This is a genomic window from Streptomyces sp. ATCC 21386 (assembly GCF_018728545.1).
Lineage (GTDB): Bacteria > Actinomycetota > Actinomycetes > Streptomycetales > Streptomycetaceae > Streptomyces.
In genome coordinates this window covers 5336163-5351493 of sequence record NZ_JAAVVL010000001.1, presented here as the reverse complement: position 1 = coordinate 5351493, position 15331 = coordinate 5336163, and the positions used below count along the sequence as shown (strand labels likewise).

Genomic DNA, 15331 nt, shown 5'->3' with positions numbered 1-15331 from the left:
TCGCGCGTCGCTCAGTCGGTGGGAGTGGAAGCGGTCCGGGCGGCCACCATCAGCTGGCCGAGGGCCAGCCCGCCGTCGCCCGGCGGCACCAACCGGTGCCGCAGGACCGTGAAGCCGTCCCCGCGCAGGGCGCGGGCGCAGGCCGTGGAGAGCAGCATGTTGGCGAACACGCCTCCCGTGAGGGCGACCGTGTCCAGCCCGTGCCGCTCCCGCGCCCGCCGGCACATGGCGTGCACCAGAGCGGCCACGCCCCGGTGGAAACGTGCCGCGATCAGGGCCGGTGCGACGCCCGCGCGCAGGTCGTCGACGATCGCCGCGAGCACGGGCGCCGGATCGGCCCGTACGGCACCGGCCTCGCCGTCCGCGCCGGCCTTGCCGTTCTCCGGGTCGTGGAGGGCGAAGGCGTACGCCGTGGTGTCCTCGACCGGTGCGATCAGGGCGGCCGCCTCCCACTCGACGGCGGCCTGCGCCTCGTAGCCGGCGCGGTGACAGACCCCGGCGAGGGAGGACACGGCGTCGAAGAGCCGGCCCATGCTGGACGTGGGGACGCAGTTCAGGGAGCGCTCCAACTGCCTTTCGAGCAACGGCAGTTCGTCGGGCGGGCAGGCCGCGGTGCAGGCGAGGTCGTCGGCCCAGCCGATCCCGGCCGCCCGCAGATGGGCCAGCGCCATGCGGTACGGCCGCCGTACGGCCGCGTCGCCGCCGGGCAGCGGGACGTAGGACAGGTGCCCGAACCGGGTGAAGCGGTCGTAGTCGGCGAGCAGGAACTCCCCGCCCCACACGGCGCCGTCGTCGCCGTGGCCCGTGCCGTCGAAGGCGACGCCGATGACGGGCCGGGTGCCGTCGAGCCCGTGCTCGGCCATCGCGGCGGCGATGTGCGCGTGATGGTGCTGGACACGGACGAGGGGCCGGTCGGCCGCGTTCCGTTCGGCCCAGCGCGCGGAGCGGTAGCCGGGGTGCCGGTCGGACGCCAGTGTCCGGGGCCGCACCCCCGTGAGCGACTCCAGCTGCGCCGTCGCGTGCTCGAAGGCGCGCTGGGTGCCGAGGTCGTCCATGTCGCCGATGTGGGCCGACAGCCAGGCTTGGCGGCCCGAGCCCAGGCAGAAGGCGTTCTTCAGGTCGCCGCCCACGGCGAGGGCCGGCCGTACGGGCAGGGGGAGGGTGAGCGGCAGCGGCGCGTAGCCGCGGGAGCGGCGGAGCACGAGCGGCTCGCCGTCGCAGACCCTGACCACGGAGTCGTCGCAGGGGACGTGGATCGGCCGGTCGTGGGTGAGCCAGGCGTCGGCCAGGTGCGCGAGCCTCTGCAGTGCCTCGGTGTCGTCCGTGACGATCGGTTCCCCGGAGACGTTGCCGCTGGTCATGACGAGCAGCCGAGAGCCGTCCGCGTCGCCGGGCAGGCCGAGCAGCAGATGGTGCAGGGGCGTGTACGGCAGCATCACGCCGAGGTCGGGACTGCCGGGCGCGACGGCGTCGGCGGGCCGCACGGCATCGACGGCGTACGACGGTCGTGGCCGCCGCCTCAGCAGGACCACCGGTCTGGCCCGGCTCTCCAGCAGGTGCTGCTCCTCGGGGCCGAGCCGCACGAGGTGCCGGATGTCGTCCGTCACCCCGGTCATGACGGCGAACGGCTTGTCGCCGCGCGCCTTGCGGCGTCGCAGCAGGTCGACGGCGGCCTGGTTGGTGGCGTCGCAGGCCAGGTGGTAGCCGCCCAGGCCCTTCACGGCGAGGATCGCGCCCCGCGCCAGCAGGGCGCGCGCCTCGACGACCGGGTCCCCGCCGTCGGCGCTCCTCGGTCCGCCCTCGTCGGCGACGAGCAGCCGCAGTCGGGGGCCGCAGGCCGGGCAGGCGACCGGCTGCGCGTGGAAACGTCGGTCGGCCGGGTCCCCGTACTCACGGGCGCAGTCGAGGCACATCGCGAAGCCGGCCATCGTGGTGTGGGCCCGGTCGTAGGGGACGCCGGTGACGATCGTGAAGCGCGGGCCGCAGTGGGTGCAGTTGACGAACGGGTGGCGGTACCGACGGTTCGTGGTGTCGGCCAGTTCGGCGAGGCAGTCGGCGCAGGTGGCGGTGTCCGGGGAGACCAGGGTGCGGGCCGGTCCCCCGGAGTGGGAGGCGAGGATGGTGAACGTCGTGCCGCCGACGGGAGGCACCTCGCGATGGTCGACGGAGTCGACGCGGGCCAGCGGGGGTGCCTCGGCGGCGATCCGGTCGCAGAACCGGGCCACGGCCGAGGCGGTGCCCTCGACCTCCACGACCACGCCCTCCGGGGTGTTGGTCACGTGGCCGGTCAGGGCGAGGTCGGTGGCGAGGCTGTACAGGTAGGGCCGGAAGCCCACGCCCTGGACGACGCCCCGGACGGTGACGCGGCGCCGCAGCCGGGTGTCCTCGGTGACGACGGCCTGGGCCTGCGGAGCGCTCACGACTGGGGGTGGGCCATGGCTTCGGGGGCCTCCGGGTGCGTGGGCGTAGGGCCGTGCGCGTGGCCGTGGCCGTGGCTGTGACCATGAGCGTGGTCGTGGCTGTGACTGTGGCCGTGGCTGTGTGTGTGCCCGTGGTGGTGGGACTGCCGGGCCATGACCGGCGCGTGGGCCGGTGAGCCGTCCGCCGTGGCCAGCGCCCGGTCGAGCAGTGCGCCGACACCCCACCCCCGGCGGGCCGAGGTCAGGATCACCTCGACGCCGGGGTTGACCTGTTCCAGGTTCTTGCGGAACGCGACCTCGTTGAACTCGACGGCCTCCGCGAGGTCCGTCTTGGTGACCACGACCAGCTGGGCCAGACCGAAGGCGGTGGGGTACTTGAGCGGCTTGTCCTCGCCCTCCGTGACGGCGGCGAGGGCGACCCGGAGTGTCTCCCCCAGGTCGTAGGAGGCGGGGCAGACGAGGTTGCCGACGTTCTCCACGAACAGCAGCCGGACGTCGTCGGGCAGCCAGCCGTCCAGATGCCCGGCGAGCATCCCCGCCTCCAGATGGCACAGTCCGTCGGTGAGTACCTGTTTGACCGGCACGCCCGAGCGCGCCAGGCGCATCGCGTCGTTCTCGGTGGCGAGATCGGCGCTCAGCGCCGCCACGGGGATCGACCGCTCGCGGGCCCGCAACAGTTCCTGTTCCAGCAGCGCGGTCTTGCCGCTGCCCGGGCTGGACAGCAGGTTGACGACCGCGGTGCCCCGGGCCGTGAGGGCGGCGCGCAGTTCGTGGGCGCTCGCGTCGTTCTTCGCGAGTACGGCCTGGCGCAGGTCGGCGACACGGCACATGGTTCAGCTCTCCTCGGAGATCGGTTCGCGGGGGGCCGGACGCGCGGGGCCGCCGTCCTCCCAGCGCACGTCGACGATCTGCAGTTCGCGGCCCGCCAGCAGTTCGGTTCGGGTACCGCCGCACACGGGACAGGTGAGCCGGGGCGGCATGCCGACGGCCCACTCGTGGGCACAGGGGGTGCAGCGGGCCCGCCCCGGCACCGCCTCGGTGACCAGTTCGGCACCGTCCAGCAGGGTTCCGGCGCAGGCCAGTTCGAAGCAGAAGGCGAGTGAGTCGGGGACGACACCGGCCAGTTCACCCACCTGGAGCCGGACCGCACGCACCGCCGTGACGTCTCCGGCCCGGCCGGCTGCCTCCGCGACCTGGTCGACGACGGCCAGCGCGACGGACATCTCGTGCATGGGTCTGTGGTCCTTCCGCCGCCTGCCTTGCGCCGGGGTTCATTACAGGTGTGCGTGCGCCGCTCCCGCGGCCCGCCGCGCCGTCACGGCACGGCGGGTACGCCGTTCGACGCAACCGTTCGGCACACCCGCCGACGGCCGTGCCCTCACATCCGTCGGATGCGCAGGTAGCGCCTGAGGTCCGGCAGGACCTCGGCGGCGACGGCGACCAGGGCGGCCATGGCCGCTCCTCCGATGACGATCTTCTTCATCCCGTCTCTCCTCATGTCGGGGCCTCAGCGGTTGAGGCCCGCGCCACGGACGGCTCGCCGTTCCGCAGCAGCTCTTCGATCAGCCGGACGGCCTCCGGCACAGCGGCGGACACCGGTGTGCTCAGTCCGATGCGCTCGTCCACCGAGGCCGGTTCGCATCCGACGACCAGGACGCGGCGGGGTGGGTCGCCGCCGGTCCCGGCGCAGAGGGTGTGCAGCAGCGCCAGGACGGTGTCGGGGGTCATCCGGTGGCCGTCGAGGGCGGGGGTGCCCGGCGACGGGTCCGGCGCCGTGTCGTCGTGCTCGATCATGTACAGCGTGCCGGGGGCCTCGCCGCGTGCCGTGGCGTCGACGAGGACGAGGGTGTCGTAGCCGTCCAGGAGCTGGTAGGCGAGGTGCACCCCCCGCACGCCGATGTCCACGACCTCGGTGTGGCCGGGCAGGTCGCGCTCGGCGAGGCGGCGGGCGGTCTCCACGCCGAAGCCGTCGTCGCCGAGGAAGATGTTGCCGATGCCGGCGACCAGGGTCCTGAGCCCCGGCAGAGGGGAGGGACTCATGCGTCGTCCTCCAGCGGGGTGACCTCGTCGGGCTGGAAGTACAGGTACCGTCCCTGCTCGCGCCGGATGTCGGCGCCCGGGTCGCCCTCGACCGTGACCGCGAGGTGCACCCCGCCGTCGACGTCGTGGAGCACCGCCTCGACCTCGGCGGTGCGGCCGCGCAGGAAGATGTCCTGTGCGTCGGTGCGGCGCAGCCCCGGGCGCAGTTCGACGCGGCTGCCCTTGCCCACCGACCGGCCGTCGACGACCACGCGGTCCCGCGTCGGGTCGAAGCCCGCGTCGCTCGCCGGGTCCCACCACGGGGTGTCCGGGCGCGGCACCCCGTACTCGTCGGGGAAACCGTCGCCGCCGACGCCGAGACCGGGGGCGACTGCCGTGAAGCCGGGGCCCGGGGCGGCGGGGTCGGGGCCGGTGACCTCGCGCAGGCTGCGTACCGCGCCGTGCAGCCGTTCCAGGACCTCGGGCGGCATCGAGTCCGCCAACTCGATGACGGCGGCGGCCCGTTCGTCGGTGCCCCGGGCCTCACGCTTCTCCTCGTCGGTGAGGGCCGCGGTGCGCAGTGCGAGGATCTCGTCGATCTCGGTGGCGTCGTAGAGCGCGCCGGGGCTCTCCGGGGCGATGGCCGGGTGGTCGTCCAGGATGATCGGTGAGGACAGCACGAGGTCGGCGCGGCCGGGTTCCCCCGCGAGTACGGGCCAGGTGTGCAGGTTGCGGCAGGCGGCGACCGCGTCCCTGGCCCACTCGGGGGGATCGGTCATCGACAGGAACGATCCGGCGCTGAGGGCCATGAGCAGGTGGGTGGCCACCAGGGAGTGCGGCAGCGCGGCGTCCCGGTCGGCGCCGTGTCCCTCGGGCGGTGTCCAGCCGCTGGTGTTCTCGACGACGGCGGTCAGGCGCAACGTCCGGTAGGGGCCGTCGAGTTCGCGGGCGGACAACCGCACCGTCCCGTGGATCTCCTCGCGGCGCCGGAGGAGTCGGCCGACGGTACGGCCTGCCGCGTCCAGGACCGGCGCGGTGTCCTCCCGGGCCGGGAGGTGGAAGGGGTGGGTGACGCCGTCGCCGAGGAGTCGGTCCACCGGTGCGATCACCTCCACGCGTTCCTCGACGCCCTCGTCCCAGGGCACCAGCACCCGGTCGTCGAGGTCGAGTTCGGGGACGGTGTCGAAGCCGCCGTCCGGGCGCGCCCGTTGCACCGTGCGCCGCCGGGCGTGCAGGAAGCGCACCTCCACCGAGAGGGTCGCGCCCGCCTTCGGCTCCATCAGGCATTCGGTGTGCTGGAAGTCGTGTTCGTCGCACTCGGCGCCCCAGGCGGGCGGCACGAGCACCCCGAACTGCCAGCGCAGCCGGTTCTTGGCCGCCGAGGCGCGGTAGGGGTAGAGCACATAGCCCTCGAAGAGGACGGCGTCGGCCACCTGCCGGGCGAGGGCGAACCGTTCCTCGGTCTCGGCGGCGAACGCGGTGAGGGTCACGTGTCGGTCCTTCCGGTGGTGCCGGTGAGCGCACGGAACGGGTCTGTCGCGGGCACGTCCGTGGCGCGGCTCTCGTCGAGCAAGGACGCGAGGGTCGCCTCCCAGGAGGACAGCGCGTGCCGGGAGCGATAGGCGAGGAGGGCGTCCATGGTGTCGCGGGGCAGCCGGATCCAGCCGCAGCCGGGGAAGTGCTGCTCGACCATCTCCCGCCAGGTGGCGACCGGCATGCGGAAGGCGGCCTCGCGGTCCCACGGGACGGGTTCGACCCGGAACCCGCCGGTGCCGGTGAACGCCGTGCCGGAGAACAGCATCAGCAGCGGGACCTCACCGTCGGCGAGGGCCGTGAGGTAGCGGGTGGCGGCGACGTCCATGTCGTAGGTGCAGGGCACGACGAGGTCGACGTCGGTCTCCCCGGTGAAGCTGGGCACCATGAGCGCGACCTGGGCGAACTGCACCGGTTGGAGGGAGCTGCCCCAGCGTGAGCGCTCGCCGAAGAGGTCGGTCAGCCCGTCGGCCTCGGCCGGCTCGTACGTCCGGTGGGCCGGTTCGATGCGGATCTGGCAGCGCAGCGCGACGGCGTGCACATGGGCGTTGTCGGCGGCGGTGACGCGCAGCCGGAACACGAGTGTGGGTCCGGCGGCGTACCGGTCGGCGCGGACGCCGGTGCAGGCGAAGGAGAACTCCGTCATGGGCGCACCGCCTCGTCCACGGGACGGGCGCGCCGTGCGACGTCCGCGAAGAAGGTGTCCAGGGTGGCGCGGGCCTCGGCTCCGCCGTCGAAGCCCTGCCACAACAGGCGCATGCGGCCGACGAGTTCGTAGCAGATGTCGATCGGGACGAGGTGGCACTCGCCGCCGCCGTCGGTGCGGTGCAGCAGCAGTGCCTCCACGTCGGGTTCGAGGAGTCCGGCGAGGCGGCTGCCGCCGAGGACGGCTTCCCAGGTCGCCGGTTCCAGTTCGCTCTCGGTGGCTCCGGCCGGGCTCGGGTAGAGGGCGACCAGCCGGTCCAGCGCGGCGTTGCGGAAGAGGAAGGCGACGCCGACGGGGATCTGCAACGCCTCCCAGGCCGTGTCGTCCAACTGATGTGCGGGGTCGGTGAGGTAGCGGGCGGGGACGGCGCGGAAGCGGCCCGCGGCGGCGCCCGGCTGTTCCATCAGCAGCGCGCAGGCGCCGCAGGCGCAGACGAGGGCGCGCTTTTCGGTGTCCACCAGGTGGCGGTGGTCCTCGGGCACCACCACCGCGCACAGTTCGCACCTCTCCTGGCGCGGTGGACGTTCGGTGAGGAACCGCCGCAGGCCCGCCCCGGGACCGGCGTTCGGCGTGGGCGCGGTCGTCGTGGTCATCGGGCCCCCGTCGGCGCCGAGCCGATCTGCAGGAGCGGGGGTTCCACGGGGGCGGTCTCCACGTGGACGGCCCTGACCTCGGGCGCGAAGCAGGCGAGTGCCGTCTCCGCCGCCTGCCGGGCGTCCGCGTCGGAGCCGCAGCCGCAGCCGCCGGACGCCCGGGCGCGCACCCTCAGCGTGCCCGTCGTCTCGTCCAGGTCCATGACGTCCAGGGCGTGCTCCCGGACGGTGTCCAGGGCGCGGGCGATCCGGGTGTCGCGGTCCTCGGGGTGCAGGTCGTGCAGGACCAGGAGGCTCGCGACGAGTTCGTCACCGAGCAGCCGTGCCGACGGGTCGCCCGGTGCGGAGGACAGCAGGTGGAGAATGCGGGCCAGGCCGGCCCCGTAGAAGTCCATGAGGCAACGGACGAGTTCCTCGGCGGCAGCGGTGACGGCCGGGTCGCCGCTTTCGGCGAGCCGGTCGAGCACCTCCTCGACCTTGCGTCCGGTCTGCTCCGCGTTCACCGGCGCCGTCGCCGTCGGCGCGCTCATCCGCCCAGTCCGCTCAGGCCGGTGGGCACGTGCATCGACTTCACGGTCCTGCCGTCGCCGACGTACATGTGGACGCCGCAGGGCAGACAGGGGTCGAAGCTGCGGACGGCGCGCATGATGTCGATGCCCTTGAAGTTCTCCGGGGTGTTCTCCTCGAAGATGGGCGTGTTCTGCACGGCGTCCTCGTACGGGCCGGGTGTGCCGAAGGTGTCCCTGGTGCTGGCGTTCCAGGGGGTCGGCGGGTACGGGTGGTAGTTGGCGATCTTGCCGTCGCGGATGACCATGTGGTGGGAGAGGACGCCGCGGACCGCCTCGGTGAAGCCGACGCCGATGCCCTGGTCGGGGACCTCGAACTTCTCCCAGGTCTGGGTGCGTCCGGCGCGGACCTCGGCGAGGCCCTTCTCCGCGCAGTGCAGGGCGACGGCGGCGGCGTACGCCTGGAAGTAGGTGCGGGCGCGGTTGCGTTCCAGCGCGTTGGACCACTTCGGGATCTTCCACTCGAAGGTGGTCTCCGGCTTGGTCATGGTGCGGGGCAGGTTGATGACCACGCTGTGGCCGGTGGCCTTGATGTAGCCGATGTCGACGAGCCCGGACAGGGCGGTGGACCACAGGCGGGCGATGGGGCCGCCGCCGGTGTCCAGGGCGAGGTGGTCCTTGCCGTCGAACCAGCGCGGGGACATGACCCAGCTGTACTTGTCGTCGAAGTTCCGCTTCTGCGGGGCCGGGATGGTGTGCTGGTTCCACGGGTGGCGCGGGTCCACCGGGTTGCCGAGCGGATCGTGGGTGACGAACTGCTCCTGGCCCTGCCAGTCCTCGTAGTAGGAGCTGCCGAGCAGGATGCGGATGCCGAGGTTGATCTCGGTGAGGTCGTTGGTGACCAGTTTGCCGTCCACGACGACACCGGGGGTGACGAACATCTTCCGTCCCCAGTCGGTCATGTTGGCGTAGGTGAAGTCGCAGTACTCGGGGTCGTTGAGCGCACCCCAGCAGCCGAGCATGACGCGGCGGCGGCCGACCTCCTCGTAGCCGGGCAGGGCCTCGTAGAAGAAGTCGAACAGGTCGTCGTGCAGAGGGACGACGCGCTTCATGAACTCCACGTAGCGCATGAGGCGGCTCATGTAGTCCGTGAAGAGCTGGACGGAGGCGATGGTGCCGACGCCGCCCGGGTAGAGCGTGGAGGGGTGCACATGGCGGCCCTCCATCAGACAGAACATCTCGCGCGTGTAGCGGCTGACTTGGAGCGCCTCGCGGTAGAACTCGCCCTCCAGGGGGTTGAGCGAGCGCATGATGTCGGCGATGGTGCGGTAGCCGTGCTCGGCGGCGTGCGGGGCCTCGGTGCGCTCGGCGAGTTCGAGCACACCGGGGTTGGTCTCCTTGACCATTTTCTCGCAGTAGTCGACCCCGACCAGGTTCTCCTGGAAGATGTTGTGGTCGAACATGTACTCCGCCGACTCACCGAGGTTGATGATCCACTCGCCGAGGTGCGGGGGCTTCACGCCGTACGCCATGTTCTGGGCGTACACGGAGCAGGTGGCGTGGTTGTCGCCGCAGATGCCGCAGATGCGGCTGGTGATGAAGTGGGCGTCGCGGGGGTCCTTGCCGCGCATGAAGACGCTGTAGCCGCGGAAGACCGACGATGTGCTGTAGCACTCGGCGACCCGCTTCTGCTTGAAGTCGATCTTCGTGTGGATGCCCAGGGAGCCCACGATCCGGGTGATCGGGTCCCAGGCCATCTCCACCAGGCCACTGCCGTCGTCGGCCGTCTTCGTCTTCGGTGCCATCTGGGTGGATGCCCTTCGTTGCGTCACTGCGCGGGAGTTGGGGTGGGGTGCGCGGGGAGGGGAACCGGCCGCTCCTGGGGGTCGCTCACCACGGGGGCCGGTAGCCGGTGGTGATCTTCTCTCCGGTACGGCGCCACTTGGGCTCCTTGTCCACGGTCCTGGCGGTGATCGACCGCAGTTTGCGGACCACGGCGCCGTACGCCCCGCTGGCGCCGCTGGACACCTTGGCGCCGGGGGGTTCGTCCATGAACGGCATGAACTTGTCGGGGAAGCCGGGCATGGTGCAGGCGATGCAGATGCCGCCGACGTTGGGGCAGCCGCCGATGCCGTTCATCCAGCCGCGCTTGGGCACGTTGCACTTGACGACCGGACCCCAGCAGCCGAGTTTGACCAGGCAGGTCGGCGAGTCGTACGACATCGCGAACTGGCCCTGTTCGTAGTAGCCGGCCCGGTCGCAGCCCTCGTGCACGGTCGCCCCGAACAGCCAGGTGGGGCGCAGCTTGTCGTCCAGCGGGATCATGGGGGCGGCGCCGGCCGCCTGGTAGAGCAGGTAGGTGAGGGTCTCGGAGAAGTTGTCCGGCTGGATCGGACAGCCCGGGACGCACACGATGGGGATGCCGGCGTGGGACTTCCAGTCCCAGCCGAGGTAGTCCGGCACGCCCATGGCGCCGGTCGGGTTGCCCGCCATGGCGTGGATGCCGCCGTAGGTGGCGCACGTGCCGATGGCGACGACCGCCAGTGCCTTGGGGGCGAGTCGGTCGATCCACTCGCTGGTGGTGATCGGCTGACCGGTCTCCGGGTTGTCCCCGAAGCCGCACCAGTAGCCCTCGGGCTTGATCGACTCGTTGGGGATGGAGCCCTCCACGACCAGCACGAACGGGTCGATCTCGCCGCGCTCGCCCTTGAAGAACCACTCGATGAATGTGTCCGAGCCGCCGATGGGCCCGCATTCGAAGTCGATGAGCGGCCAGTGCACGGCGACCTTCGGCAGCCCCGGCAGCACACCGAGCACGATCTCCTCGATGCTGGGCTGCATGGCCGCCGTCAACGCGACCGAGTCGCCGTCGCAGCTCAGGCCCGCGTTGATCCAGAGGATGTGGATCGTGGGGGTTTCTTCGGCGGGCGCAGCGCCCGCGTCTGCGGCATCGATCGTGCCCGGCGTCGCCTCAGTCATGGGACAGCCTCCTGGGGAGGTAAGGGATGAAAGCCTGTATTTCGGCCGTCGCTCTTCTTCGTATCAGCCGTGGGGCCGCGAGGGGACGACAGCAGGGGCCGTTCCGGTGACGAGGGGGGCGGAGGGCATCGCGGGGGTTCGCGCAACCCGGGCCGTGCCGAGATGCGACGGGGTGTGCGACGGCCTTTCCTTGTGGACGAAGGAGCGGCGCAGCGCGTGGTAGGGGGCGTCCGGGTCGTCGAAGGTCCGGCGCATCAGGGCGAGCTCCCGCTCGCGGAAGCCGGCCAGGGGGGTCGTGCTCTCCAGCCGGTCCAGCTCGGTCTTCTTCGCGGAGATCCGTGCTGCCGTCGCCGGAAGGGAGGCCAGCCGGGCCGCCAGTCCGGCGACCTCGCCCGCGAAGGCGTCGGGGTCTCGGTCGACGATCCGGTCGACGAGCCCGAGTCGCAGTGCGCTCGCCGGACTCACCGGAAGGGCCTCGTCCATGAGCCGTCCGGCCGTCGCGGCCCCCACGCGGCGCGGCAGGGTGAGGGTCCAGTACTCCGAGCCGTACAGGCCCATCAGCCGGTAGTGCGGGTTCAGTACGGCGCCCGAGCGGCACCACACCTCGTCTGCCGCCAGGGCGAGCATCACGCCTCCGGCGGAGGCGTTGCCCGCGACCGCCGCGACCACCAGCCGGTCGGTCGTCGTCAGGACCGCCTCGACCAGGTCGTCGATGGCGTTGATGTTCGCCCAGGACTCCGCGGCTGGGTCGTCGGCGGCCTCGATGACGCCCAGGTGGATGCCGTTGGAGAAGAAGTCCCGTTGACCGCCCAGCACCAGCACCGTCGTGGGCCGTGCGCATGCCTCGCGGTAGGCGTCCAGGAGACGGCGGCAGCGCTCGGTGCTCATCGCTCCGCCGGGGAAGGAGAACGACAGGTGCCCGACGTTCCCCTCCTCCCGGTAGCGGATGTCCGACCAGGTCCGCCTCGGGTTCTCGGGCAGGCGGGGCAGGGCGTGCTCGGGCAGCGGCGGCAACCGGCCGCCGATAGCCAGTACGGCGGGCAGCTTGAAGGTGGGCGGTTGTCCGGGCATCCGCCGGGGCCGCAGCTCGGGGATCCACACGGCACCGTCCCTGGTGGCCCGGCAGATCGCCCCGGCACGCGTGGCCAGCAGTTCCCCCGGGCGCCCGCGCAGTGCTCCCTCGGCATGGCCGCCGTGCAGGTACCACTCCCCGCCGAGCAGCACGTCCAGGACGCCGGGCTGCGAGTCCGCCGCCCGCAGCTTGCGCAGGACGTCCTGGGTGGAGTCCTCGTCCCAGTCGATCCGGCGGACGGTCTGGTCGAGGTAGGGACGGGTGCGGGGGCCGGCGGGCGGGGCGACACCGACCTCGGCCTCGGCGTCCGCTCCGCCCTCTGCCGCTACGTCCGCGTCGGCACCGGCCCCGGTACACGTGCGGGCGTCGGAGGTGCCCGACCCGGCCTGTTTGAGGGGTACGTACGTGCCGTCGGCGAAGCGCTCCACCGCGAGCAGCACGGCCTCGATCGCGGCGTCGGCGATCTCGCCCCGGTACAGCTCGCTCTTGGCCACCGGAGGAACCCGGCAGGGCACGGAGGCCCACACGTCACCGGCGTCCATCTCCGCGTCGGCCTGGAGGACGGTGACGCCCCACCGGTCGGCGCCCTCGTGGATCGCCCAGTCCAGGGAGGACGGTCCCCGGTCGCCCACGGGCCCTGGGTGGACGACGAGGCAGGTGTGTGCCGACCACACCTCGTCGGGGATCGCCGTCCTGAGCATGGGCGCGACGACGAGGTCCGGCGCGTGACGCCGTACGGCCTGCGGCAACGGGTTGCCGGGCAGGGCCAGTTCGACCGCCACGGTGTGGCCCCGGTCGCGCAGCTCGGCGTGGGCGCGCTGGGTGAGGCTGTTGAAAGCGCTGGCTAGGAGCAGGATGTGCACGGCTGCCTCCGGGCGGACGAACGGCAGGCAGGGATGTCCGCCGACCGAGATCCTCGGCCACGGCCCTGCGCCGTCCCCGGCGACAGACGGTGAGGTCATCCGAAAGCGGGCGCCCCTGCGCCGTCCGGCCTCATCGGGCCGCCCCCGTCGCGTCGGCTCGGCGGCGGGGGCGGGTCAGTGGCGTCGCAGTCCGCTGCGGATGCGCTCCCAGGGGGTGCGGGTGGCGCCGAAGTGGGTCTCGTGGGCCCATATGTGGGTGCACGACGGGCATTGCAGATGCAGCAGGCTGCCGACGTTGGAGAGCAGATAGCGCCAGTGCGCGGTGCAGGTGCGGCCCTGTTCGCAGGTGGCGCATCCCTGGTGGTCGGCGCAGTTCGGGCAGGCGACCCAGGCGCGGCGCCCGATGTCGGCCTGTGGGTCAAGCGGCAGCATGACGGCCGCCGTCTTCCGGCCCGTCGCCCGGCAGCACACCGGCCGCGACCAGTTCGTCGTACACGCGCCGCTGATCGGCGTCGAGACCGGAGTAGAGCAGTCGGTTCGCCGCCTGCTCGTCGCGCAGGGCCGCGACGGGGTCCCAGTCCGGGCCGAGTGCCTCCAGGACGTGAGCGCGCCGGAGCATCTCGTGCGAGGTCAGATCGATGTCCAGATCGACCGTCGGGGAGGCGTCGGGGCCGTCCGCGGTGGGAGGGCCCGCCGCCTCGGGCTCGTCCGGTTCGGGCTCGTCCGGTCCGCCGGGAAGGGCTCGGTGAAGGGGGGACATGCGACCGAACGTAGGTAGGCGCCACGTGCCCGGGCAAGGGCAGGTGGGCGAAGTCACAGCAGGTCCGGGGCGCGCGAGCAGGCCGGGACCGGTCGGCGGACCGCGGTGCCCCGTCTCAGAGGCGCGCGAAGAGATCGTCCAGCGGGGCGGGTACCTGCTCGGGCGCGAGGGCTTCGACCAGGAGGCGGCCGTAGCGGATCTTGCGCCCCTTCCTGGTGCTCATGAACCGCCGCAGCTGCTGGTGCCGGGGGCGGCCGTGCTGGGCGGGCTGCTGCAGGAAGGTGTGCCAGGGGCGCGACTCGTCCTCGGCGTGGACGATCTCCTCGACCCGCTCGGGGCCCAGCGCGCGGATGAGCTCGTCCTCCAGGTCCGCCGAGCAGACGAAGACGGCGTGGCACGGAGTCGAGTCCGGGGCGAGGCCCCGGTCGAAGAACGGCTTCTCGCGCTCGTCGCACAGACCCACGAGACGCAGGCCGAGGCCGGAGGGTCCGAGGCGCGCGGCATAGCGGCCGACGCTCATCGCACCGCCCATCGACAGGACGCACACCCCCTCGGCGGTCAGGTCCCGGCCCTGTCGCTCGGCCAGCGCCTCGACGGCGGCGAGGTCGCTCAGCCCTTCCAGCAGGACGACCGTGTGCACCCCGAGCGGTTCCGCCAGTTCCCTCGCGGCTCCGCCGGAGCCACCGCCCGCCCAGCGGGTGACCTCGTCCCGGAACATGCGCATGTCCACCATGGCTGGGAGTCTGCTACGCCGGCCGACGCCACCGCACGCGATATTCGGGGTGCCGTCGGCCCTCGTGCGCGGCGATCCGCTCCCGGATCGTGGGAGTCCGACCAGCGGTACCGGGAGCGGAGCCGACCGGCCGCGTCCCCGTCACGACTCCTGGCGGGGCACGGCGGGTCGTCCCGATCGGGCCCGCCGCACCAGGGACGCCGCGGCGCTCTCCCAGTCGGGGTGCGTGAAGGAGAACCCGGCGGTGAGCAGCCGGCCCGGCACGACGCGGCGGCTCTTGAACAGCAGTTCCGTGTCCGAGCGCAGGGCGAACGCGCCGAGCTCCGCCATCCAGCGGGTCGCCGGCAGTCCCACCGGGACGTTCCAGGCCGTGCGCAGCTGTCGCATGAACGCGCGGTGCGGGAGGGGGCCGGGCGAGGCGAGGTTCACCGGTCCGTCGAGGTCGTCCCGGGCGATCAGGAACTCCACGGCCCGCACGAAGTCCTCGTCCTGGATCCAGGAGACGTACTGCGCGCCACCGGCCACCGGGCCGCCGAGCCCGAGCCGCACCAGTCGTGACAGCACGTCGAACACACCGCCCCGGTCCGGGCTCATCACCATGGCCGAGCGCAGGGCCACCTTGCGGGTCGCGGAGGTCGGCGCCTCTGCCTGCGCCCGCTCCCAGTTCCTCGCGATCTCGACGCTGTACGCCCAGTAGTCGGGCACACCGGGCTCGGAACCGCCGACGGTGCCGGTCGCCTCGTCGTGGGGTGCGTCGAAGCGGTGGGCGTAGACCGTCGCCGTACTCATCTGGAGCCAGACGCGCGGTGGCCGCGCGGCGGCGGCGATCGCCTCGCCGACGACCCTCGTCGAATCCACCCGGGAGTCCATCATGGCCCGCAGGTTCTCGGGGGTGTAGCGGCAGGAGACGCTGCGTCCGGCCAGGTTGATCACGACGTCGCAGCCGTCGATCGCCTTGGCCCAGGGACCGAGCGTGGCCCCGTCCCAGCCGATGTCGTGGGCCCGCGTGGGGCGTCGGGTGATCACGGTGACCTGGTGGCCGGCCGCTGTCAGCGCGCGGTCGAGAAGGGCACCGACCTGTCCGGTTCCCCCGGGTAGTACGACCTTCATCTGAACCCCCTCGATCGACTCGACCTCAGGGTAGCTC

General features: G+C 72.5%; 16 protein-coding genes. All 16 read right to left on the bottom strand.

The features are described 5' to 3' along the window. Positions 1 to 11 precede the first annotated feature (11 nt). The 16 genes from hypF to GWK25_RS22715 all read right to left on the bottom strand — a co-directional run bounded on the left by hypF (position 12) and on the right by GWK25_RS22715 (position 15294). The gene (hypF, locus tag GWK25_RS22785) at positions 12 to 2420 is read right to left on the bottom strand and encodes a carbamoyltransferase HypF (protein ID WP_215452489.1); all 2409 of its coding nucleotides are present in this window, start codon (positions 2418 to 2420) and stop codon (positions 12 to 14) included. Beyond that, complete coding sequence (gene hypB / locus GWK25_RS22780; protein ID WP_215452484.1) at positions 2417 to 3250, bottom strand: hydrogenase nickel incorporation protein HypB; 834 nt, start codon at positions 3248 to 3250, stop codon at positions 2417 to 2419. The genes hypF and hypB overlap by 4 nt, the downstream gene beginning before the upstream one ends. Before the next feature lie 3 nt (positions 3251 to 3253). Next, positions 3254 to 3652 (bottom strand): hydrogenase maturation nickel metallochaperone HypA, encoded by a 399-nt coding sequence (locus tag GWK25_RS22775; RefSeq protein ID WP_215452482.1) that lies wholly within the window; start codon positions 3650 to 3652, stop codon positions 3254 to 3256. Between the two features lie 146 nt (positions 3653 to 3798). Further along, on the bottom strand, positions 3799 to 3903 hold the full coding sequence (locus GWK25_RS44795; protein WP_371271399.1) for a hypothetical protein: 105 nt from the start codon (positions 3901 to 3903) through the stop codon (positions 3799 to 3801). 11 nt (positions 3904 to 3914) lie between these two features. Continuing rightward, positions 3915 to 4460, bottom strand: a complete 546-nt coding sequence (locus GWK25_RS22770; protein ID WP_215452480.1) for a hydrogenase maturation protease — start codon at positions 4458 to 4460, stop codon at positions 3915 to 3917. Further along, positions 4457 to 5929, bottom strand: a complete 1473-nt coding sequence (locus GWK25_RS22765; RefSeq protein WP_215452478.1) for a hypothetical protein — start codon at positions 5927 to 5929, stop codon at positions 4457 to 4459. Before GWK25_RS22765 ends, GWK25_RS22770 begins: the two co-directional genes overlap by 4 nt. Next, the gene (locus GWK25_RS22760) at positions 5926 to 6618 is read right to left on the bottom strand and encodes a DUF6084 family protein (protein ID WP_215452475.1); all 693 of its coding nucleotides are present in this window, start codon (positions 6616 to 6618) and stop codon (positions 5926 to 5928) included. The genes GWK25_RS22765 and GWK25_RS22760 overlap by 4 nt, the downstream gene beginning before the upstream one ends. After that, a complete protein-coding gene (locus GWK25_RS22755; protein ID WP_215452474.1) occupies positions 6615 to 7271 on the bottom strand; it encodes a DUF5947 family protein in 657 nt (218 codons plus the stop codon). The genes GWK25_RS22760 and GWK25_RS22755 overlap by 4 nt, the downstream gene beginning before the upstream one ends. Then, positions 7268 to 7801 (bottom strand): hypothetical protein, encoded by a 534-nt coding sequence (locus tag GWK25_RS22750; protein WP_215452473.1) that lies wholly within the window; start codon positions 7799 to 7801, stop codon positions 7268 to 7270. The genes GWK25_RS22755 and GWK25_RS22750 overlap by 4 nt, the downstream gene beginning before the upstream one ends. Beyond that, positions 7798 to 9582, bottom strand: coding sequence for a nickel-dependent hydrogenase large subunit (locus tag GWK25_RS22745; protein WP_215452472.1), 1785 nt, complete (start codon positions 9580 to 9582; stop codon positions 7798 to 7800). Before GWK25_RS22745 ends, GWK25_RS22750 begins: the two co-directional genes overlap by 4 nt. Positions 9583 to 9667: 85 nt before the next feature. Beyond that, positions 9668 to 10756, bottom strand: a complete 1089-nt coding sequence (locus tag GWK25_RS22740; protein WP_215452471.1) for a hydrogenase expression protein HypE — start codon at positions 10754 to 10756, stop codon at positions 9668 to 9670. Positions 10757 to 10819: 63 nt separating this feature from the next. Beyond that, positions 10820 to 12691, bottom strand: a complete 1872-nt coding sequence (locus tag GWK25_RS22735; protein WP_215457519.1) for a hydrogenase maturation protein — start codon at positions 12689 to 12691, stop codon at positions 10820 to 10822. Positions 12692 to 12865: 174 nt separating this feature from the next. Then, a complete protein-coding gene (locus GWK25_RS22730) occupies positions 12866 to 13123 on the bottom strand; it encodes a hypothetical protein (protein ID WP_215452470.1) in 258 nt (85 codons plus the stop codon). Continuing rightward, positions 13110 to 13451 (bottom strand): DUF6400 family protein, encoded by a 342-nt coding sequence (locus tag GWK25_RS22725; protein ID WP_215452469.1) that lies wholly within the window; start codon positions 13449 to 13451, stop codon positions 13110 to 13112. The genes GWK25_RS22730 and GWK25_RS22725 overlap by 14 nt, the downstream gene beginning before the upstream one ends. A gap of 115 nt (positions 13452 to 13566) precedes the next feature. Beyond that, on the bottom strand, positions 13567 to 14184 hold the full coding sequence (locus GWK25_RS22720; RefSeq protein ID WP_215452467.1) for a TOPRIM nucleotidyl transferase/hydrolase domain-containing protein: 618 nt from the start codon (positions 14182 to 14184) through the stop codon (positions 13567 to 13569). Positions 14185 to 14325: 141 nt separating this feature from the next. Then, entirely contained in the window at positions 14326 to 15294 is a 969-nt protein-coding gene (locus GWK25_RS22715) for a TIGR01777 family oxidoreductase (RefSeq protein ID WP_215452464.1), read from the bottom strand. Between the last annotated feature and the right edge of the window lie 37 nt (positions 15295 to 15331).